Consider the following 18,458-nt stretch of genomic DNA (forward strand, 5'->3'; position numbering starts at 1 on the left):
ATTGTGTCGAAATGTATCCGGAAGTGCTTGCATTACTTTCGCATGCAAGTCTGGATATCGCGAACACACCGAGGACATATCCTGGGCGCCAATGAAACTGAGCGGATGTTCCCCGGCCCTGGCCGGGTGATGCCGCAAGGATGCGAAGACCAAACCGGATTTGAGGAGTTTGCTCGATGGAGCATATCGACCATGTACTGATTGTCGATGACGACCGTGAGATCCGGGAACTCGTGTCTGGTTACCTCAAGAAGAACGGGCTGCGCGCAACGGCAGTCGCCGATGGGCGACAGATGCGCAGCTTCCTCGAGGGAGATACCGTCGATCTCATCGTACTCGATGTGATGATACCGGGCGACGACGGGCTCGTGCTCAGCCGCGAACTGCGCGCCGGCAAACACAAGGCGATCCCGATCATCATGCTGACGGCCCGCAGCGACGAGATGGACCGGATCCTCGGCCTCGAGATGGGTGCCGACGACTATCTCTCCAAGCCGTTCTCCGCGCGCGAACTGCTCGCCCGTATCAAGGCGGTGCTCAGGCGCGCACGCATGCTGCCGCCGAACCTGCAGATCTCGGAGGCTGGACAGCTGCTGCGCTTCGGCCAGTGGAAACTCGACACGACCGCCCGGCACCTGATCGATGCTGACGGCACGGTGATTGCACTCAGCGGCGCCGAGTATCGGCTGCTGAAGGTGTTCATCGACCACCCTCAGCGGGTGCTCAATCGCGACCAGTTGCTCAATCTCACCCAGGGTCGTGAGGCCGAGCTCTTCGACCGATCGATCGATCTGCTCGTCAGCCGGGTTCGCCAGCGGCTCGGCGATGATGCCCGTGAACCGACCTACATCAAGACGGTGCGCAGCGAAGGCTATGTCTTCTCGGTCCCGATTGAGATCGTGGAGGCGCGCGAATGACGGCGAGCGCAGACCCAAAAGGATTTCGACTATGGCCGCGCACGCTCAGGGCGCGGCTCTTCGTTATCCTGCTGGCCGGTCTCACCATCGCGCATGTCATGTCGTTCACCGTTCTGTTCCTCGAGCGCTACATGGCCGCCAGATCGGTCATGTTCGATACGCTCGAAAACGAAATCGCAACGTCGATCGCCATACTCGATCGCCTGCCCGCGCCCGAGCGTGCCTCGTGGCTCGCTCGCCTCGACCGCGACAATTATGGCTTCCTTCTCGGCCCCGGCATTGCGGGCAATCCGTCGCTCGACCCGGCCGCCAGCGAGATCGCGACCAAGATCGAGCGGGCGACTGGCCTTCAATTTCCGGTCAAGGTCGAAACGATCCCGGGCGACCGCCGCCACCTTCAGGCGCATCTGACGCTGAGCGACGGCTCACCGCTGACGATCGACGTCTTTCCCAAGGGTGTCATGCCCCTGGCCGACTGGCTGCCCTTCGTGCTCGTAGCCCAGCTCGCGCTGCTGCTCCTGTGCAGTTGGTTCGCCATGCGTCAGGCGGTGCGCCCGCTCGTCAATCTTGCCGCGGCTGCCGATACGCTCGACCCGAACCGGAACACACCGCGTCTCAGCGAAACCGGGCCCACCGAGGTTGCCTATGCGGCGACCGCGTTCAATGCCATGCGTGACCGTATCGCCCAGTATCTCGAAGAGCGGGTCCAGATTCTCGCCGCCATTTCCCACGATCTGCAGACGCCGATCACACGCATGAAGCTGCGCGCCGAAATGGCGGATGATTTCGCCGACCGGGAGAAGCTGATCCAGGATCTCGGGCAGATCGAAAGCCTGGTCAAGGAAGGCGTCGCCTATGCACGCAGCGCCCATGGCAATGTCGAAAAAGCGACACGCATCGATCTTGCGTCCTTCGTCGAAAGCCTCGTTTATGACTATCAGGACACCGGCAGGGCGGTTACCGCCAGCGATGTCGATAGCGGCGCGATCGTCACCCGGCCCCAGGCGCTCAGACGCATCCTTACCAACCTGGTCGACAACGCACTCAAGTTTGGTGACAGCGCCGAGATCGAGGTCAGGCGGCTGGCGGACGACACGGTGACAATCAAGGTCCTCGACCGCGGGCCTGGCATTCCCGATGATCAGCTGGATGCCGTGCTCAAACCCTTCGTCCGGCTGGAGGACTCCCGCAACCGCGATACCGGCGGAACCGGCCTCGGCCTTGCCATCGCCCAACAGCTCGCGGCCTCCATCAATGCCTCACTGACGCTGACGAACCGCGACGGCGGTGGCTTGGTTGCAGAGCTTGCCATTCGTCATCATCGGGCATGAGGCATAGCAAAGCGCGGCACTTCACACGCCTCCAACTTTTCCACTTCGAAATAGCCAACCCTCCAATCAAAAAGCGGCGGCCTCATCGGCCGCCGCTTCCGTTGGGTCATGTTGCAGGATGCTCCGGCAATCGGAGCTCCGTCAGACGAGGTTGATCGTCACATCGATGTTGCCACGCGTCGCCTTGGAATAGGGGCAGGTCTGGTGCGCAGTATCCACCAATTGACGCGCCACATCCGCGTCGACCCCAGGCAGGCTGACATTGAGCCGAGCCTGCAGGAAGTAACCGCCGTCCCGGTTGCGCAGATCCACCTCGGTATCGACGGCGAGGTCTGCAGGGAGTGCAACCGTCATCTGGCCAGCCGCCAGTCCGATTGCGCCGATGAAGCAGGCCGACCAGCCGGCGGCGAAGAGCTGCTCCGGGTTCGTGCCCGGCCGCAAACTGCCGGGTGAAGAGAGCTTGACGTCCAGACGCCCGTCGTCGCTTCGGGAGGCGCCGTCGCGGCCGCCGGTCGTGTGGGTCTTGCCGGTGTAGAGTACCTTTTCAGCTTCGCTCATCATGTTCTTCCTTTCGACAGGTGTTCTTTTCGGGCCCGATTGCCCTGTGCGACCGTCGAGACACAGATGGCGCTTCGCAGGTGTATGGGATGTTTCACCGAGAAGCGGAAATGTGTGCAAGTCTGCCAAGTACGGGAACGGATACACGCTGATACGAAGGCGGCCATTTCGGTGCGCGGACCTACGCTCTTCGTGAGGACCTCCCCGCGCGGCGCCATAGTGCGCCAGGCACGGTTCCAAAGCACGTCGGCACACAAAAAAGCGCGGGACCAGCGAACCGGACCCCGCGCCTCCACGCAATCTGCGTGAGAAAAACTAGAAACGGTCGACGTCGACGATCGCCTTGGCAAAGGCGGACGGCGCCTCCTGCGGCAGGTTGTGGCCGACGCCGCCGGTAATCAGCCGATGCTCATACTTGCCGGAGAAGCGCTTGACATAGGCCGATGGATCCGGATGCGGAGCACCGTTGGCGTCGCCCTCTAGCGTGATGGTCGGGACGGTAATGGTCGGGAACGCAGCGAGTTGCTTTTCGAGGCCGTCATACTTCGCTTCGCCCTCGGCGAGGCTGAGACGCCAGCGGTAATTGTGGATCGAGATGTCGACATGGTCCGGGTTTTCGAGTGCCTCGGCACTCTTATCGAAGGTGGCATCGTCGAAATCCCACTTGGGCGAGGCAAGCTTCCAGATCAACCGGGCAAACTCCTTGTGGTTCTGCTTGTAGCCGGCATACCCACGCTCGGTGGCGAAGTAGAACTGGTACCACCAGGCAAGCTCGGCCTGCGGTGACAGCGGCTTTCTGTTCACCTCCTGGCTGCCGATGAGGTAGCCGCTGACCGAGACCATCGCCTTGCAGCGCTCGGGCCAGAGTGCGGCGATGATGTTGGCGGTTCGCGCACCCCAGTCGCAGCCGCCGATGACCGCCTTTTCGATCTTGAGCGCGTCCATCAGGGCAATGATGTCCGCGGCGATCACCGCCTGTTGGCCGTTCCGAGGTGTGTCAGCGGAGAGAAACCGGGTCGTGCCGTAGCCGCGCAGATAGGGAACGATGACACGGTAGCCGGCATCTGCCAGCAGCGGCGCCACATCCACATAGGTGTGGATGTCATAGGGCCAGCCGTGCAGGAGGATCACGACCGGCGCGTCGCGCGCGCCAAGTTCGGCGTAGCCGACGTTCAGGACGCCGGCATCGATCTGCTTGAGGGTTGCGAAGGATTTGTTCGTCCCGGGGGTGACTGCCGGCAGGCGCGGCGCCTCATTGTTTCCCGCTTGCGCTCTGGCGGCTCCCGCTGAAGCGAATTGCGTCGCGGCCAGCGAGAGCGCGATTGCGCCGATGAAACGACGGCGTGGGTGGTTGATTTCGTCCGACATTGATTGCCTCCGGTGAACTGAACTGACATCAGAAATGGAGTGCCGGTGTATCCGGGCCGTGTGCTCTGCGGCTCCTATTGAAAGCGCATGTAGAAACGGCAGGCGGCGGATACACAGCGATACAATTCTCCTGAGGTGCGCCCCATCGCAGTGCCGTCAGGTTCAGACAATGCCTTCGCGCGCATTGCGCCTGACCGTCTGTGGCGGTTGACCGAGCGTGCGCAGGAACGCGCGGCGCATGCGATCGCTATCGGCAAAGCCGGTTTCCTCCGCGATCACATCCATGGAGTGTCGCCCCTGCTCCATCAACAGGCGCGCCGCTTCCACGCGGAGATGCTCGACGGCCTTGGCCGGCGATTGGCCGGTCTCGGAGCGGAAGGCGCGGCTGAATTGCCGCGCACTCAGGCCTGCGGCGTCCGCCAGTTCCTCGACCGACAACACGTTGCGCAGGTTCGCCTTGGCATAGTTGACCGATTTCTGGATGCGGTCCGACTTCGGATCGAGCTCGAGCAAGGCTGAAAACTGCGACTGGCCGCCGGCGCGCCGGTGATAGACGACAAGCTTGCGGGCGACCTGGCGGGTAACCTCCTCGCCATGGTCCTTCTCGATCATCGCCAGGGCCAGATCGATGCTGGCCGTCATGCCCGCAGAGGTCCACACGCTGCCGTCGACGATGAAGATGCGATCCTCCTCCACCCGCACCTCAGGGAAACCCTCCCGCAACTGACGCGCGAACACCCAATGGGTCGTGGCGCGACGCCCGTCGAGCAGCCCGGACTCCGCCAGGATAAAGGCACCGGTGCAAGGGGCGGCCACTCGCCGCGAGGCCTTGAGCGCGTGGCGCGCGAAGGCGACCAGCCCGGGTGTTACCGGTTCGATCTCGGTGCCCGCTCCGAACATGACGGTATCAAAGGCGGTGTTGTCGAAGGCCTTCGTCAGCACGCCGAAGCCAGCGGACGACTTGATCTCGCCGCCGGCCTCGGAAAGCAGTTCGATCTCGTAGGCCTGTTCCCCGAGCGTCAGATTGGCGACCTCGAAGGCAGTGACCGCCGCGAACCCCATGAGCTGAAACCTCGGAAAGACAACGTAGCCGATCCTGTGCATGTCATATCACTCCGTCCGGAATGATCGCTTATAGCAAATTTACGCCATGAAGGGAACGCGGCGGTCATGGGTTCTATTTCATTCGGGCAACGGTTTTCCGGCATGCTCCGCGACCATGTGCGCGGCATACCAATCCGGCCAGTTGTGGTCGTGTTGACCGCCGTTGCGCTTCTCGTGCTCGCCGTGCGCGGCTGCCGCACGACGCAGTGCCGCCGCAAGATCGGCGACCGAAGCGAAGTCCGTACCATCCGCGTCCACGCGGCCGGGCAGACGTTCGGTCACCTCCTGGAGCAGCCAGCCGTTACCATCGGGGTCGCTAAAGGTTGCGTAGGAACGGTAGCTGCGTCCTGCGGGGTCACGTCCGCTGATCGCCGGCTTCCCAGGGCCTTCGCGATGGAAGATCTCGCTGACCTCCGCACCGCCCTTGATGAGCTGGGCACGTGCCGCCTCGATGTCTGAGACGACCAGATAGAGCCCGCTCGCCGAACCTGGCGCCGCAGACGTCAGCCCGGTACCAAAGTGGATCGAAGCCGGCGAACCCGGCGGCGTGAACTGGACAACCCGAAACGTATCTCCGACCGGGAAATCAGCATCGAGCCGCCAGCCAAGATTGGCGTAAAACGCCTTGGCGCGGTCGACATTCGAAACGGGTATGAGCGCGACTTCGAACTTTAAGTCGACGGTTTGCGCTCTCTTTTCGCTACCAGCACTTGTCATGACACTTCTCCTTTGTGCAACGGCGGGGCGCGCTTTCGCGCGCCCCTTTCTGTCAGCTCGGTTGACGCAGTGACTTGAAGGAAGCTCTCAATTCATCGACCAGGGCCGCCGGCTGCTCCCAGGCCGCAAAGTGTCCGCCCTTGGCGAGGCGATTATAATGGATAAGCTTGGGAAACGCCTTCTCTGCCCACGACTTCGGCGCCTGATAAAGTTCGTCCGGGAAGGCACTGACGGCCACCGGAATCTGAATGCCCTTCGGCTGGAAGAAGGCGAGCTTGTTCTCCCAGTAGAGACGCGCCGACGACACGGCGGTATTGGTCAGCCAGTAGAGCGTGATGTTGTCGAGCACGTCATCACGGCTCAGGCCCTCCGACTGGCCATCGAAGACGCGGGCGATCAGTTCGTAGCTGCGGGCGTCATGGTCCAGCATCCAGCTGGCAAGCCCGATCGGCGAATCCTCGATGCCATAGAGCGTCTGCGGACGCTTGCTCATCTCCTGCGCATAGGACAAACCGTTCTTGTAGAAGAAATCGAGCTGGTCATAGGCACGGCGCTCGTCGGCGGAGAGGTTCGACGCCGCTGGGCCACCCGCGTCGAGGCTCTTCTGGATCTCGGCGGGAACGGTCGCCGGCATATTCGTGTGGATGCCCAGCAACCCGGCCGGCCGCTGCAGCGCCATCTGCTCCGTGACCGCATCCCCCCAGTCGCCGCCCTGTGCGACGTAGTGGGTATAACCAAGCCTCTGCATCAGCACCGCCCAGGCCCGCGCAATCCGCACCGGATCCCAGCCGCGCTCGGTGGGCTTGCCGGAGAAGCCGTAGCCGGGCAGCGAGGGAATGACGATGTCGAAGGCATCGGCTTCGCTGCCGCCATGCGCCGTCGGGTTCGTCAGAGGATCGATGATCTTCAGCTGCTCGATGATCGAGCCCGGCCAGCCGTGGGTGACGATGAGAGGCATCGCGTTCTTGTGCTTCGACCGCACGTGAATGAAATGGACGTCGACGCCGTCGATATTGGTCACGAACTGCGGCAGGTCGTTGAGCTTCTTCTCCACCTTCCGCCAATCGTACTTGGTCGCCCAATAGTCGGCGAGCTTCTGCATGGTGGCGAGCTGCACGCCCTGGGTGCCGTCGTTCACCAGTTCCCGGTCCGGCCACTTGGTGGCCGCGATGCGCTGCTTGAGGTCGGCAAGCGCCGCATCGCTGGCATGGAACTGGAATGGCCGAATGGATTCGTCGGCCGCGGGCTTTGCGGCGGCAACGACCTGAGCACCGCCCGCCGAGGAGGCACCTGCGGCGTGGGCGGCGAGCGGAGGAAGCAGGATCGCGATCGCTCCGGACAGCGCGAAGGCGGCCAAGCGACTGCTCTTGGCAGTTGGCAAATAGCGTCTGGACATCATCATTCTCCTGGTTCGAGTTGGGGCGATGCCAGAGGCATCGCCGAGCAATTCCGGGATGGGAGGAGCCCGGAGGCAGATCGGGGCTATCCCCCGATGTTGTAGCGAGCTGCGGGTGCGCTCCTTGAAAGGTTCGGCATGAGTTTTTGCCGAGCCGCCTCATAGGCCGCCCAATCAGCGGCCTCCGGCAGCGCCGGGATGGTGATCACTTCGCCCTGATCGAGACCGGCAAGCGCGGCATCAACCATGTCTTCGGCCCGCATGACGATCTCGCTTGGAACATGTTCGAGCGGCGTGCCGGCAATGCCCCAGAAGTCGGTCGCAGTCGCACCCGGCAGCACGGCCTGGATGCGGATGTTCTTGTCGGCAAGTTCCTTCTGCAGCGACAGAGTGAACGCCAAAACGAAGGCCTTCGTGCCACCGTAGACGCCGTTCAGGAGTTCGGGCGCAACGCCGACGATCGAAGCGATGTTGATGATCGTGCCGGCGCCGCGCGCGGCAAATCCGGGCGCGGCCGCATAGGTCAGCCGCGTCAGCGCGCTGACGTTGAGCGTGATCATCTCCTCCATCTTGTCGACATCGGATGAGAGCAGCGGTGCGGTGGCACCAACACCCGCATTGTTGATCAGCACCGTGATGCTCGCGTCGTCCCGGAGGATCTTCTCGACCCGCCTGACATCGTCCTTGTTCCCGAGGTCCGCAGCGACGACCTCGATGGCGCGCCCGGTCTCGTCCGCCAGCCGGCTGGCGAGCCCATTCAAGCGCTCACGGTTGCGGGCAACGAGGATCAGGTCGAAGCCGCGGCGCGCCAGACGATCGGCATAGATCGCGCCGATACCGGAGGACGCGCCGGTGATAAGTGCCGTACCTTTGGAATTCCTGCTCATTTCAAGCTCCTTTGCCTTGGTTGGAGCCTCGATGGTAAGACGAAACGTCAGTGGCTCAAATGTCGTAATTCCGACGTTTTAGGCCAAACCCACCTTCACCGACTGCAACGCCGTGTAGGAGGGATGCGAACCAAACTTCGCCGTGACCATGCCTGGGCGGTGTATCGGAGATGTGTTCTGGAGCGGCGTCTGTGTACCTCAATGTTTGATCGGCCGAGCACGACGGCAGAGCGATACGAAATGCTCTGGGGTTCAAAGCGAACGGGGCCGTGGAGATCAGCAAAAGAAGACGGGGCCGACGCAGCGTCGACCCGCTCCAGAACCTTTCATCCGCCCATCGGCTTCGCTGCGAAAATCCACCTTGATTGGCTTCAAAGGTTCGCGCCGCCAGCTTTCGCGGTGCGGTGATCAATCGAAGAACGGGTTGGCAAGCTCCTCGTGCGGAGCCTCCGGCAGCAAACCTCCGTCCTCAATCGCGGCCGGCTGCGGCCGCGCCGCGGCCGTTGCGGACGCCGGAATGGCGACGAGCGCCGCAAGAAGCGAGGGCTCTCCCGGGTCGCTGTCCCAGGCGCATGGCGCCGCCGCGAGGACGACTATGGCGAAAGCTGTTGCGAAAATGCGCATGATGTCTCCTTCCGTTGATCATGGCGGCAGCGACGCGTCCCGTCACCACGGGCCCAAGCCTTGCTCACCGCCAGAGTGTCCTTTGGGCGTATCGCGGATGTGTGCGGGCGGCCGCAAAACTGTATCCTTGTGTAGAAGGCCGACTTGGCCCGACCCCTTGCAAGATCCGTTCGAAACGTCACGGGTCTGGTCGTGCTCGCGATCCACACAAGCCCACGATCGGCTACGACGCGCTGTCTGCGACAAGCACCGGCTTCTCGCGATAGAGGCTCGGGAACAGGCGGTGCAGCGCTTCTATCTTCGGTTGCTCGTAGAGGACCACATAGGGCTGGCCTGGATTGTTGTAGACGTAGTCCTGGTGATAGGCCTCCGCTTGATAGAAAGCCTTGCCGGGTTCGATGGTCGTCACAAACGGCCGGGCAAAGACGTCCGCCGCGTTCAGCTGCGCGATGTAGTCGGAAGCGACCTTCGCCTGCCCTTCATTGCGCGGGAAGATCGTCGATCGATACTGCGGGCCGCTGTCCGGCCCCTGTCCGCCAAGCTGCGTCGGATCATGCGCAACCGAGAAATAGATCTCGAGAAGCTGCCCATAACTGATCCTATTGGGATCGAAGGTAATCTCCACCGCTTCGGCGTGGCCGGTGGTGCCGGTTTCCGTCTGTTCGTAGGTCGCCGTCTCCGCGCTGCCGCCGGCATAGCCGGATCTGACGCCCATGACGCCGGCCACATGCTGAAACACGGCTTGCACACCCCAGAAGCAGCCGCCTGCGAGCACTGCCGTCTGCCTTGTCTCCGTTGAAGCGACGTCATGGAGCGCCTTGGGAATGGGTTTGGCCTGCTGCGCCGCCGTTTGTTCGTCGAAGGCGAACGTCAGCCCGCCGCCAACCATTGCCAGCGCGACGAACAGACGTCGGGAAAGGGCGGGCAAGCGGCGCCCACGCTGGTGTTGTTTGTCGGTCATCTGTGAACTCTCATCCAAAAGTGAAAACGAAGGCTTCCGCGCCGGGTTCGAGAAAGCGGATCTCGAAGGTCCGTTCCCGCGCCGCGCCTGACTGGCGCACGAGCTGATAGAGGCGGGTCTCCGTGACGGTCCCCCTGCCGGACGCGTCGATATCCGAGCCACGGTCTGCTGCGGGTGCCACACCATCCACCGTCACCTGAAACGGGATCGGCTTACCGCCGGCGCCAGGCCCAAGCACCAGATGCAGATCGCGAGCGCGGAACCGGTAGGTGATACCGCCGCCCGCTTCGTTGACACGGGCCTGCTCGGCCTCGACTGTCCAGTTGCCGGTAAGGCCCCACTCGTTGAGACGCGGGCTATCGACCGTATAGCGCTTGGCGCTGTCTGCGGAGACGCCCTCCGGAGACACGAAATTCGCGGCCCGCTCATACCCGAGGTAAGTCTCGCCCGATCCGAGCCGGGAGAGGTCGGGCGAGGCTTCGGCGCCCTTTGCATCCGGTTTGACGAAGTTGTTTTCGGCCTTCCGCTTCCCCGCGGCCTCCGCCAGCAGATCCTGGATCACCCGCTCGGAACCTTCATAGTCGCCCTCGCCGAAATGCGTGTAGCGGATCTGCCCTTCGGCATCGATGAAGTAGTGGGCCGGCCAGTAGCTGTTGGAGAACGCGCGCCAGATGGCGAAGTCGTTGTCGATCGCCACCGGATAGGTGATCTTGAAGTCACGCACCGCCTTTTCGACGTTGCCGATCTGCTTTTCAAAGGCAAATTCCGGCGCGTGAACACCAATGACGACCAGACCCTGATCCCGGTACTTCTCGGCCCAGGCCCGCACATAGGGGATGGTCCGGATGCAGTTGATGCAGGAGTAGGTCCAGAAGTCGACAAGGACGACCTTGCCGCGAAGCTCGGCCGGGGTCAACGGCTTGGAATTCAGCCACTGAACGGCGCCGTCGAGCGACGGGAACGGACCTTCGACCGGGAGGTCGCTGCGATAGGCCGCCTGTCTCGTATCCTTAGCGGCAAGGGTCATGCGGGTGCTTGCGACGTCGGCAGGCGCCGCATTGGCGCGCAGGCGATCGAGGATCGACTGTTCGAAGCCCGAAGTGCTCGCATAGGAAAGCTGCGCCAGCAGGCCGGTGTCCAGCCCAAGGGCGATGGCCGCAACGCCGGCCAGCACCGCAACGCCGAGGCCCTGGCGGATGCGGTCGCCAATGCCGAGGAAGCGCTTCATCGCCGCGAACACTCTGGCGCCGGCAAGAACGGCAAGCGCCAGCGAGGTCGCGGCGCCTGCGGCGTAGGCGCCAAGCAAAAGCGTCGTCTGCACGTTCGCGCCGTTCAGCGCCGCGCCGGTCAACACCAGGCCGAGCACCGGTCCGGCGCAGGGTGCCCAAAGCAATCCGGTCGCAACACCGAGCAGGATGGCGCCGCCGACGCCGCCCTTCTCCCCGGTCGCAGCCTTTCTCGACAGCCGGTTTCCCAGCGCCACGAGTGGGCCAGTCACAAAAGCTGCGGCACGCGTTGAGAGCAGTGTTACGCCGAAGACCGCCAGTAGCGCGATCGCGGCGTAGCGGCCAAACGCGTTCGCTTGGACCGCCCAGTTGCCGCCGAGCGCGGCAAGCGAGGCGATGCCCGCAAAGGTCACGATCTTGGCGAGCAGCATCGGAAGTATGCTGGTGGAAAAGGGCTGGCCGGCGCGGGTAAACACGAATGGCAGGACCGGCAGGATACAGGGACTGACGATCGTCAGGACGCCTGCAAGATAGGCTACAACAAAGAGGAGCATCATCGTCTCTCCGCATTGGATCAATGCCCCGAGGCAGTGATCACTTGACATGTGCGGCAGAGGACCATCTCGACGTATCGCGGATGTTTCCGATCGATGGAGATTTGTATCTCAGTGCAACAGTTGCGGCGTATGCGGGGCGGCGGCACGTCGCGACACACGATCGCGGCCAGATGCTCGCTCGACCGGGTGAGCACAGATGGACCAAAGCAAAAGAGGCCAGGACGGTCCCGGGCTCGATTGTCAGATAGCGGTGCACGGCACCTTTTCACTGCGCTCGCCCGTGCGCCCCAATCTGATCGGCACGTCGACCGTCAAGCTTGAAGCTGTGGAAGGCTCAACGCTGCTTGTCCGCAGTCTCGATTGCCTCGACGGCACGCCCCTTATTGACCTGAAGCCCGACCGGACCCCGTTCAAGCCGATCGCGCCGCCGCAGCGCGGCGACTTCGAGGCCGGCGACAGCGGCCCACATAATTGCCAGAAGGCGTGATCGATCAAGATTTGGGTGGGCGCGACGGAAGACCCACGCGCCCTTCCTGAGAATTGTCAGTCAGTCCCGACCATGACGTCCGAAGCCTTGATGACCGCATAGGCCTCGCCGCCGACCTTTAGACCCAACTCGTCGACCGACTCGTTGGTGATTGCAGCAGTCACGATCGAGCCGCCGACGTCGATACGAACGTGGGCGGTGGTAGCGCCCTTGATCACTTCGAAGATCTTGCCCTTGAGGCGATTGCGTGCGCTGATTTTCATGCGGCTCTCCTTCGTGGTTACCTTGGACGTTCGCGGTCGCCGTTTCCATCCACCTGCCGCAGCGGGTGTAATCCGGATAAGGGTTGCGAATAGCGCTGACGCTCTCAGCTTCATTCCCGCAATATAGCCAGCTCAATCGCGCAACGTGATCCAAACCGGCGCGTGGTCGCTCGCGCCCTCCATGCCGCGAACCTCGCGGTCGATGCCGGCGCCAATGAGCTTGCGGGACAGCTTGCGGCTGAGCAGCATATGATCGAGCCGGAGCCCGGCATCGCGCTGCCACCGGTTCCGGCGATAGTCCCAGAATGTGAAGAGCTGTTCCTTCGGATGGGTCTTGCGCAGCGCATCCAGCCAGCCGTGGTCGAGGAGCGTACGGAACGCAGCACGGCTTTCCGGCTGCACCAGCGCGTTGTCGTCGTAGGAGGTTGTCGGGTAGATGTCGCGCGGCTCCGGCACGATGTTGTAGTCGCCGGCAAGCACAACAGGCAGATCGAGGGCGAAGAGCTCGGCGGCGTGTTCGGCCATTCGCTCATGCCAGGCGAGTTTGTAGGCGAACTTGGGGCCGGGCTGCGGGTTGCCGTTGGGGGCATAGAGGCAGGCGACCAGGACGCCGCTGACGGCAGCCTCGATGTAGCGAGCCTGGTTGTCCGAGGGATCACCGTCGAGCCCGACGCGAGTCAGGACCGGCGCGCTGTCGCGGGCGAGGATTGCCACGCCATTCCAGGCGGATTGTCCCTGCCAGACGGCGCCATAGCCGGCCGCCTCGACCGCCGTGCGTGGAAACTGGCGGTCGGTGGCTTTCAGTTCCTGCAGGCAGACAATGTCAGGCTTGGTTTCGCCAAGCCAGGCGATCAGGTTTTCGAGCCGCTTGTTGATGCCGTTGATGTTGAAGGTGGCGATCTTCATCCCGGCAAACAGATCAGCGCGTCAGTCGGGCGGCCCAGGCCGCCACCGCATCGGCCACGGTCCTCAAATGATCGGCGGTTGAAAAGCCGGAAAGGCTCTTGCGCGGCTTCAGGTCATGGTCGCCGTCCTCGAGCCATAGGACTTCGATCGCGTCGGAAAGCGTATAGCCCGGAACCTCCTCGCGCGTGCCGAACTCGTCACGGGTACCCTGGCAAATCAGGGTTGGCGTCTTCAGCCCAGCCAAATGTTTGGTGCGCAACTGCTCCGGCTTTGCCGGCGGGTGGAAGGGATAGCCGAGGCAGAGCAGCCCGGTGATCTTGCCGGTCGCATGGAGTTGGTCGGCGACCATGCTCGCAACTCGCCCACCCATCGACTTGCCGCCGATGATGAGCGGCCCCTTCGCATCAAGCGCTTCGATGGCGGCGACATATTCCGGATTGAGCGTCTCGGCGCGCGGCGGGGGCTTGCGCCCGTTCGACGTCCGCCGCGCCGCCATGTAGCCGAACTCGAAGCGGGCGACGCGGAAGCCGGCGGCAGCAAGCGCCTTGGCGGTCGCAGTCATTGACGCGGAATCCATCGGCGCGCCGGCGCCATGGGCAAGAAGGATGGTGACGGGCGCATCATCAGGTCCGTCGAAAAGGAATTTGTCGCCCATATCAGCCCGCTGTCCTTGGACGGCCTTGCAGATCGACATATTGCACGCCGCGTTCCGCCGTTCGCGCCCATTCGCTGTCGCTATCGAGTTCGAGATAGCGACTCCACCAGCGCCTGGCTTCACCGAGATCACCGGCATCGAATTCGAGCTTCGCCAGATTGAAGACAGCGTCGGCATAGTCGCCGTCGAGCTCGATTGCCTTCCTAAGGTGCCTGCGGGCAGTGTCGATCCGTCCCCGTTCACTCATCAGCCCGGCGAGGTTGAACCAAGCCTCGACGAAGGATGGATCGAGTTTGATGGCACGGGCGTAGTCATGCGCCGCATCCAGCTCCCGTCCTGCAGCCTTCAGGCAATTGGCACGATTGAAAGCCGCAACCGAATCCGTCCGGTCCATGGCGAGATAGCGCTGATAGAAGGTGGCGGCCTCCTCGTAGTCGCCATTCGCCTCCGCCTCCTCGGCCAGATCAAAGAGATCTTCCAGGGCGGCATCATCGGGCGTGCCGAGATCGAAGAGCAATTGCCCATTGAGCTCGCTCAGCCCCTCGGCACTCCGCGCGTAGATCGCATCGGGACCGCCACTATGCAGCGAAAGCGCCGTTAACGACGCGACCTGTCCCGAACGATGAACGGATCGGACGATGGCGCTCCAATTCGCACCGCTTCCAATCAGTTCCGCATACTTTCTGGCGAGGATGAGATCACGGAACGAAAAGGGCTCGCTGTCATGCTCGAAAGCATCGAACAGGGACAGGAGATCGAAGGTCCGCGGAGAAAGCTTGGCCTGATCGATCAGAGACTGACGTGTGAGTGCGGACGCTACAGGCACCGACATCAGCCCGAGAAGCCGGAGGAAGCCGTTCTCGCTGACGAGCCATCGCCCCGCCGCATTTTCCGCATCGAAACGGGCTTCGATCTCCGCTTCGCTCGACTTCGCCAGCAGGTTCCGGCCGAACACCAGATACGTCGTCTGGCGCGTAACGCCGCGCCGCAAGTGGCCGAACTGTCGCTCCACTTCCCGCGCCACAAGTCGCCGCGGGAAGGCCGAGAGGCCCCCGACGATACCGAATGTCTGGCCTGCAACCGCCATCAGGCTTTCTTCTTCGCGGTCGGTTTTGCCGCCGTCCGCTTGGCCGCAGCCGCAGTTGCAGCCTTGGCCGTTTCCTTCGCCGCCGGCTCGGCCTTGGACTTGCTCTTTGCCGGTGGCTTCGACTGCGACAGGCTCGCCTTCAGGGCATCCATGAGATTGATGACGTTGCCACGTTCCGGCGCTGCCGCAATGATCGGCTTATGACCTTTAAGCTTCTCTCGGATCATCTTCATCAGCGCGATCTCGTAGCGGTCCTCGTAGTTCTTCGGATCGAAGACCGTCATCTTCTGCTGGATCAGCGCTTCGGCAAGCTGCAGCATTTCGGGGTCGGGATGGCCGACGGGGATATTGCCAAAATACTCAGCGGTTCCACGCACTTCGCTCGGGTTTCTCAGAGTACACACGAACATTCCGGTTTCGCGTGAACCGATCGTCACAACCCGCTCCCGGCTCGAAAGCACCAGACGCGCGATTGCGAGCTTGCCGCTTTTTTTCAACGCCTCACGCAGCACGACGAAGGTTTCCTCCGCCATCGCGCCGTCGGGCGCCAGGTAATAGGGCGCGTCCTGGTAGATCACATCGACGGAGCCTTCATCGACGAAGGCCTCGATGTTCATGGTGTGGTTGGATTCGATCCTGACGCTTTCGAGATCGGCGTCCTCGATGATGATGTATTTCTTGTCTTCGTATTCGTAACCCTTGACCAGATCGGAGCGCTCGACAAGGCCGAGCTCCGGGTCGACCGGCTTCATGTTGATCCGGTTGTGGGTGTCCTTGTGAAGCTGATTGAAGCTGATGCGTTCGCTCGAGCTGGTCGCCGGATAGAGCCTCACGGGGCAACTGACGAGACTGAGTTTGAGATAACCTTTCCAACTTGCCCTGGGCGCCATGATTGTCTCCTACGCGGCCAAACGCATTACGTCCTCGTTTCGGACAGAAGCGGCAAATCCTTGGCAAAGTCGTCGATATCCGCCCAGGGATCGCCGAATGTATCCAGAAGTCCAGGCAGCGAAGAATAATTCAAATCCTCCGGAGCGTCGATAGTCTCTAGATCCGCCCAGTTGAGCGGCGTCGAGGCGGGCAGATTTGTGCGTGCACGCAGCGAATAGGGTGCCGCCGCCGTATGGCTGCGGGCATTACGATGAAAGTCGATGAAGATCCGCTTGATGCGGTTCTCCTTGCCCATCGTGGTGGTGAAGGTCTGGGGCGCGGTTGCAGCCAGCCGCGTCGCGATCGCACTCGTCACCTGGTGCGTCTTCTTCCAGTCGAGTTTCGGCGTCACCGGCACGACCACATGGATGCCGCTGCCGCCGGATGTCTTGACGAAGGGAACGAGGCCGAGCGCCTCCAGCTCACCGCGGATATGGACGGCCGCCTCGACGACATCGCGCCAGGCGATGCCCTGGCCGGGATCGAGATCGAAGACGATGCGGTCAGGTTTTTCAAGCCGCTCGCGCTTCGTACCCCAGCTATGAAGCTCGATCACGCCGAACTGAGCGAGCGCCAGATAGCCCTTCGTGCCTTCGATCGAGAGGAAGGAATTGGTTTCGCCCTCGGAGTTGGTCAAGTTGAAGCTGATGATCGAGGGTGGCATGCCGGTAAAGGGATGACGCTGGAAGAAGCAGTCTGCACGTTTTCCCGTCGGGCAACGGAAGAGAGACACCGGCCGACCGAGGATATGCGGCAGCATGAAGTCGCCGACGAGCGCATAGTAGACGGCAATGTCGAGCTTGGTCGGCCCGGATTTGCCGAACACTCGACGATCGGCGTTGGTGACGTGGATGCTTGCGAGATCGGCATCCGTGATCAGCCGCCTGCGCGTTGCCCGCGCCGGTGCGGAAAGCTCGACATCGCGAAGCCCCTTGAACACCGCATGGCGCAGCACATTGTCGGTCGTGCGGTTGGAATAATGGATACGGGCGCTCAGCACCGGCCGAACCCAGGTGATTTCCTTCGGCGCGCCTTCCAGCGCCGCCGCGTTGCCGCGCAACGCCTCCAGCCGGGTCAGCAACTGCTTGGCGGTCGCCGCATCGAACCCGGTTCCGACCTTGCCGCGATAGTGCAGCTCGCCCTCCTCCCACTCGCCGAGAGCGAGAGAAGCAAGGCCTTCGGCCGCCTCGGAAGTGGTGTATCCGGCGATCACGAAATCACCGAACTGGAGCGCCTTCGTCTTGGTCCAGGTCTGCGTGCGGCCGCTCCGGTAGGGTGCCGAGGCGCGCTTCGAAACGATCCCCTCCAGCCCCAGCTCCGAGGCTTGTTCGTAAAGCCCGTGTCCATCGCCTTCGATATGGTCGCTGAACTGGATGGCCGAACGGCTGGAAACCTGCCCCTCGAGCAGTTGCGCCAGTAGCGCCTTGCGCCTTTCCAACGGGACCTCGGTCAGGTTCCACCCTTCGAGATGGAGGATATCGAAAGCATAGAAGACGAGCTTGCTGTCGACGCCTGTCGAAAGCGCGTCCTGCAAGAGCGCGAAGCGGCTGATGCCCTTGTCATCGAGTACGACGATCTCGCCGTCGATGATCGCCTCGCGGCAGGGCAGTTTCCGGAAGGCATCCGGCAGATCGCCGTAGCGCTTCGTCCAGTCCAACCCGCTGCGGGTGATGAGCCTGACGTTGCCGCCCGAAATATCCGCCATCGTCCGATAGCCATCGAACTTGATTTCATGCAGCCAGACTTGGCGGTCTGGCGGACCGCCCGGCGGCTTCGGTGTTGGGCTGGCAAGCTGCGGCTCGATCCGGTGCGGCTTTAGGCCCTTCACCGCACCCGGCAGCGCGCCGGGTTTAAGAACGACCCGCTTTGCCGGCTTCTTCGGCGGCTCGACCAGTTCCTCGATCCGCCTGCCGCTTTTCACGCTTTCGGGACGCGACGTCAGGATGTCGACATCAGGGTCGGCTGCAAGGTCATGTTCCTTGAAAAGCAGCCAGTTACGTTGGTCTTCCTCACGCTGCTTCGGTTTCAGCCGCGTCAGCATCCAGCCGCCATTGAGCTTTTCGCCGGCCAGACGAAACTTGAACGCGCCGGTCCTCAGGCTCTTGTCGATATCGTCCATCGGCGCCCAGACGCCGGTATCCCAGACGATCATCGGCCCGCCGCCATACTCGCCTTCCGGAATGACGCCCTCGAAGTCGATATAGTCGAGCGGATGATCTTCAGTCTCGACCGCCAGACGCTTGTCGGCGGGATTGAGTGACGGCCCCCTGGGGACTGCCCAGCTTTTCAGCACATCACCGACCTGAAGCCTGAGATCATAGTGATCGGCCGTGGCGTGGTGCTTGTGCACGACAAAACGATTGCCCTCCCCGCCGGTTCTCCCGGCAGGCTCCGGCGTCCTGGAAAAATCTCGCTTTGCGCGGTAGGCCGTGAGCTTCGACGTCGCCATATCGCAAAGCTAGGGCGTGTTCGCAGAGGTCGCAA

The 18,458-nt window shown here is 62.6% G+C and carries 17 protein-coding genes and 1 pseudogene; 3 read left to right on the forward strand and 15 right to left on the reverse strand.

Features of this window, described 5'->3' with window-relative positions; genetic code table 11:
* Positions 1 to 176: 176 nt before the first annotated feature.
* Positions 177 to 917: a response regulator gene (locus ACN9MO_RS23240; protein WP_057248488.1), complete on the forward strand. Its 741-nt coding sequence runs from the start codon at positions 177 to 179 to the stop codon at positions 915 to 917.
* Positions 914 to 2,248, forward strand: coding sequence for a sensor histidine kinase (locus ACN9MO_RS23245; protein WP_057248489.1), 1,335 nt, complete (start codon positions 914 to 916; stop codon positions 2,246 to 2,248). Before ACN9MO_RS23240 ends, ACN9MO_RS23245 begins: the two co-directional genes overlap by 4 nt.
* A gap of 141 nt (positions 2,249 to 2,389) precedes the next feature.
* Here ACN9MO_RS23245 and ACN9MO_RS23250 read toward each other — a convergent pair whose 3' ends face one another.
* The 9 genes from ACN9MO_RS23250 to ACN9MO_RS23290 all read right to left on the reverse strand — a co-directional run bounded on the left by ACN9MO_RS23250 (position 2,390) and on the right by ACN9MO_RS23290 (position 11,643).
* Positions 2,390 to 2,806, reverse strand: coding sequence for an organic hydroperoxide resistance protein (locus tag ACN9MO_RS23250; protein ID WP_057248490.1), 417 nt, complete (start codon positions 2,804 to 2,806; stop codon positions 2,390 to 2,392).
* Positions 2,807 to 3,121: 315 nt separating this feature from the next.
* The gene (locus ACN9MO_RS23255) at positions 3,122 to 4,174 is read right to left on the reverse strand and encodes an alpha/beta fold hydrolase (protein ID WP_057248491.1); all 1,053 of its coding nucleotides are present in this window, start codon (positions 4,172 to 4,174) and stop codon (positions 3,122 to 3,124) included.
* A 162-nt stretch (positions 4,175 to 4,336) separates the two neighbouring features.
* Positions 4,337 to 5,278 (reverse strand): GlxA family transcriptional regulator, encoded by a 942-nt coding sequence (locus tag ACN9MO_RS23260; protein WP_057248492.1) that lies wholly within the window; start codon positions 5,276 to 5,278, stop codon positions 4,337 to 4,339.
* A gap of 78 nt (positions 5,279 to 5,356) precedes the next feature.
* A complete protein-coding gene (locus tag ACN9MO_RS23265) occupies positions 5,357 to 5,995 on the reverse strand; it encodes a VOC family protein (RefSeq protein ID WP_057248493.1) in 639 nt (212 codons plus the stop codon).
* 52 nt (positions 5,996 to 6,047) lie between these two features.
* Positions 6,048 to 7,391, reverse strand: a complete 1,344-nt coding sequence (locus ACN9MO_RS23270) for an epoxide hydrolase family protein (protein ID WP_057248494.1) — start codon at positions 7,389 to 7,391, stop codon at positions 6,048 to 6,050.
* A gap of 86 nt (positions 7,392 to 7,477) precedes the next feature.
* Complete coding sequence (locus tag ACN9MO_RS23275; protein WP_057248495.1) at positions 7,478 to 8,278, reverse strand: SDR family NAD(P)-dependent oxidoreductase; 801 nt, start codon at positions 8,276 to 8,278, stop codon at positions 7,478 to 7,480.
* A gap of 408 nt (positions 8,279 to 8,686) precedes the next feature.
* Positions 8,687 to 8,902 carry a hypothetical protein gene (locus tag ACN9MO_RS23280; RefSeq protein ID WP_057248496.1) on the reverse strand — a complete coding sequence of 72 codons (216 nt, stop codon included), beginning with the start codon at positions 8,900 to 8,902 and terminating at the stop codon, positions 8,687 to 8,689.
* A gap of 223 nt (positions 8,903 to 9,125) precedes the next feature.
* Positions 9,126 to 9,863 carry a peptide-methionine (S)-S-oxide reductase MsrA gene (gene msrA / locus ACN9MO_RS23285; protein ID WP_113132626.1) on the reverse strand — a complete coding sequence of 246 codons (738 nt, stop codon included), beginning with the start codon at positions 9,861 to 9,863 and terminating at the stop codon, positions 9,126 to 9,128.
* A 10-nt stretch (positions 9,864 to 9,873) separates the two neighbouring features.
* Positions 9,874 to 11,643: a cytochrome c biogenesis protein DipZ gene (locus ACN9MO_RS23290; protein ID WP_113132692.1), complete on the reverse strand. Its 1,770-nt coding sequence runs from the start codon at positions 11,641 to 11,643 to the stop codon at positions 9,874 to 9,876.
* A gap of 253 nt (positions 11,644 to 11,896) precedes the next feature.
* Here ACN9MO_RS23290 and ACN9MO_RS23295 point away from each other — a divergent pair.
* Positions 11,897 to 12,133: pseudogene (locus tag ACN9MO_RS23295) on the forward strand (TrmO family methyltransferase domain-containing protein); the annotation flags it as partial.
* Between the two features lie 56 nt (positions 12,134 to 12,189).
* Here the strand turns inward: ACN9MO_RS23295 and ACN9MO_RS23300 are convergent.
* The 6 genes from ACN9MO_RS23300 to ligD all read right to left on the reverse strand — a co-directional run bounded on the left by ACN9MO_RS23300 (position 12,190) and on the right by ligD (position 18,423).
* Positions 12,190 to 12,396, reverse strand: a complete 207-nt coding sequence (locus ACN9MO_RS23300) for a TOBE domain-containing protein (RefSeq protein WP_057248498.1) — start codon at positions 12,394 to 12,396, stop codon at positions 12,190 to 12,192.
* A 132-nt stretch (positions 12,397 to 12,528) separates the two neighbouring features.
* Positions 12,529 to 13,302 (reverse strand): exodeoxyribonuclease III, encoded by a 774-nt coding sequence (gene xth, locus ACN9MO_RS23305; protein WP_057248499.1) that lies wholly within the window; start codon positions 13,300 to 13,302, stop codon positions 12,529 to 12,531.
* 13 nt (positions 13,303 to 13,315) lie between these two features.
* Positions 13,316 to 13,957: an alpha/beta hydrolase family protein gene (locus ACN9MO_RS23310; RefSeq protein ID WP_057248500.1), complete on the reverse strand. Its 642-nt coding sequence runs from the start codon at positions 13,955 to 13,957 to the stop codon at positions 13,316 to 13,318.
* Position 13,958: 1 nt separating this feature from the next.
* Positions 13,959 to 15,044, reverse strand: a complete 1,086-nt coding sequence (locus tag ACN9MO_RS23315; RefSeq protein ID WP_112997005.1) for a tetratricopeptide repeat protein — start codon at positions 15,042 to 15,044, stop codon at positions 13,959 to 13,961.
* Positions 15,044 to 15,934, reverse strand: coding sequence for a Ku protein (locus ACN9MO_RS23320; RefSeq protein ID WP_113132628.1), 891 nt, complete (start codon positions 15,932 to 15,934; stop codon positions 15,044 to 15,046). The genes ACN9MO_RS23315 and ACN9MO_RS23320 overlap by 1 nt, the downstream gene beginning before the upstream one ends.
* Before the next feature lie 26 nt (positions 15,935 to 15,960).
* A complete protein-coding gene (gene ligD / locus ACN9MO_RS23325) occupies positions 15,961 to 18,423 on the reverse strand; it encodes a DNA ligase D (RefSeq protein ID WP_113132629.1) in 2,463 nt (820 codons plus the stop codon).
* Positions 18,424 to 18,458 lie beyond the last annotated feature (35 nt).

This window comes from Ensifer sp. R-19 (assembly GCF_049905105.1).
In the GTDB taxonomy this organism is placed as follows: Bacteria; Pseudomonadota; Alphaproteobacteria; order Rhizobiales; family Rhizobiaceae; genus Ensifer.

What these genes read in the sequence shown, in the direction of transcription:
- ACN9MO_RS23245 (WP_057248489.1), top strand. Translation starts at nt 914, where the DNA reads ATGACGGCGAGCGCAGACCCAAAAGGATTTCGACTATGGCCGCGCACG.
- ACN9MO_RS23265 (WP_057248493.1), bottom strand. Translation starts at nt 5,995, where the DNA reads ATGACAAGTGCTGGTAGCGAAAAGAGAGCGCAAACCGTCGACTTAAAG.
- ACN9MO_RS23290 (WP_113132692.1), bottom strand. Translation starts at nt 11,643, where the DNA reads ATGCTCCTCTTTGTTGTAGCCTATCTTGCAGGCGTCCTGACGATCGTC.
- ACN9MO_RS23250 (WP_057248490.1), bottom strand. Translation starts at nt 2,806, where the DNA reads ATGAGCGAAGCTGAAAAGGTACTCTACACCGGCAAGACCCACACGACC.
- ACN9MO_RS23315 (WP_112997005.1), bottom strand. Translation starts at nt 15,044, where the DNA reads ATGGCGGTTGCAGGCCAGACATTCGGTATCGTCGGGGGCCTCTCGGCC.
- ACN9MO_RS23310 (WP_057248500.1), bottom strand. Translation starts at nt 13,957, where the DNA reads ATGGGCGACAAATTCCTTTTCGACGGACCTGATGATGCGCCCGTCACC.
- ligD (WP_113132629.1), bottom strand. Translation starts at nt 18,423, where the DNA reads ATGGCGACGTCGAAGCTCACGGCCTACCGCGCAAAGCGAGATTTTTCC.
- ACN9MO_RS23270 (WP_057248494.1), bottom strand. Translation starts at nt 7,391, where the DNA reads ATGTCCAGACGCTATTTGCCAACTGCCAAGAGCAGTCGCTTGGCCGCC.
- ACN9MO_RS23275 (WP_057248495.1), bottom strand. Translation starts at nt 8,278, where the DNA reads ATGAGCAGGAATTCCAAAGGTACGGCACTTATCACCGGCGCGTCCTCC.
- ACN9MO_RS23255 (WP_057248491.1), bottom strand. Translation starts at nt 4,174, where the DNA reads ATGTCGGACGAAATCAACCACCCACGCCGTCGTTTCATCGGCGCAATC.
- ACN9MO_RS23260 (WP_057248492.1), bottom strand. Translation starts at nt 5,278, where the DNA reads ATGCACAGGATCGGCTACGTTGTCTTTCCGAGGTTTCAGCTCATGGGG.
- ACN9MO_RS23240 (WP_057248488.1), top strand. Translation starts at nt 177, where the DNA reads ATGGAGCATATCGACCATGTACTGATTGTCGATGACGACCGTGAGATC.
- xth (WP_057248499.1), bottom strand. Translation starts at nt 13,302, where the DNA reads ATGAAGATCGCCACCTTCAACATCAACGGCATCAACAAGCGGCTCGAA.
- ACN9MO_RS23320 (WP_113132628.1), bottom strand. Translation starts at nt 15,934, where the DNA reads ATGGCGCCCAGGGCAAGTTGGAAAGGTTATCTCAAACTCAGTCTCGTC.
- ACN9MO_RS23280 (WP_057248496.1), bottom strand. Translation starts at nt 8,902, where the DNA reads ATGCGCATTTTCGCAACAGCTTTCGCCATAGTCGTCCTCGCGGCGGCG.
- msrA (WP_113132626.1), bottom strand. Translation starts at nt 9,863, where the DNA reads ATGACCGACAAACAACACCAGCGTGGGCGCCGCTTGCCCGCCCTTTCC.
- ACN9MO_RS23300 (WP_057248498.1), bottom strand. Translation starts at nt 12,396, where the DNA reads ATGAAAATCAGCGCACGCAATCGCCTCAAGGGCAAGATCTTCGAAGTG.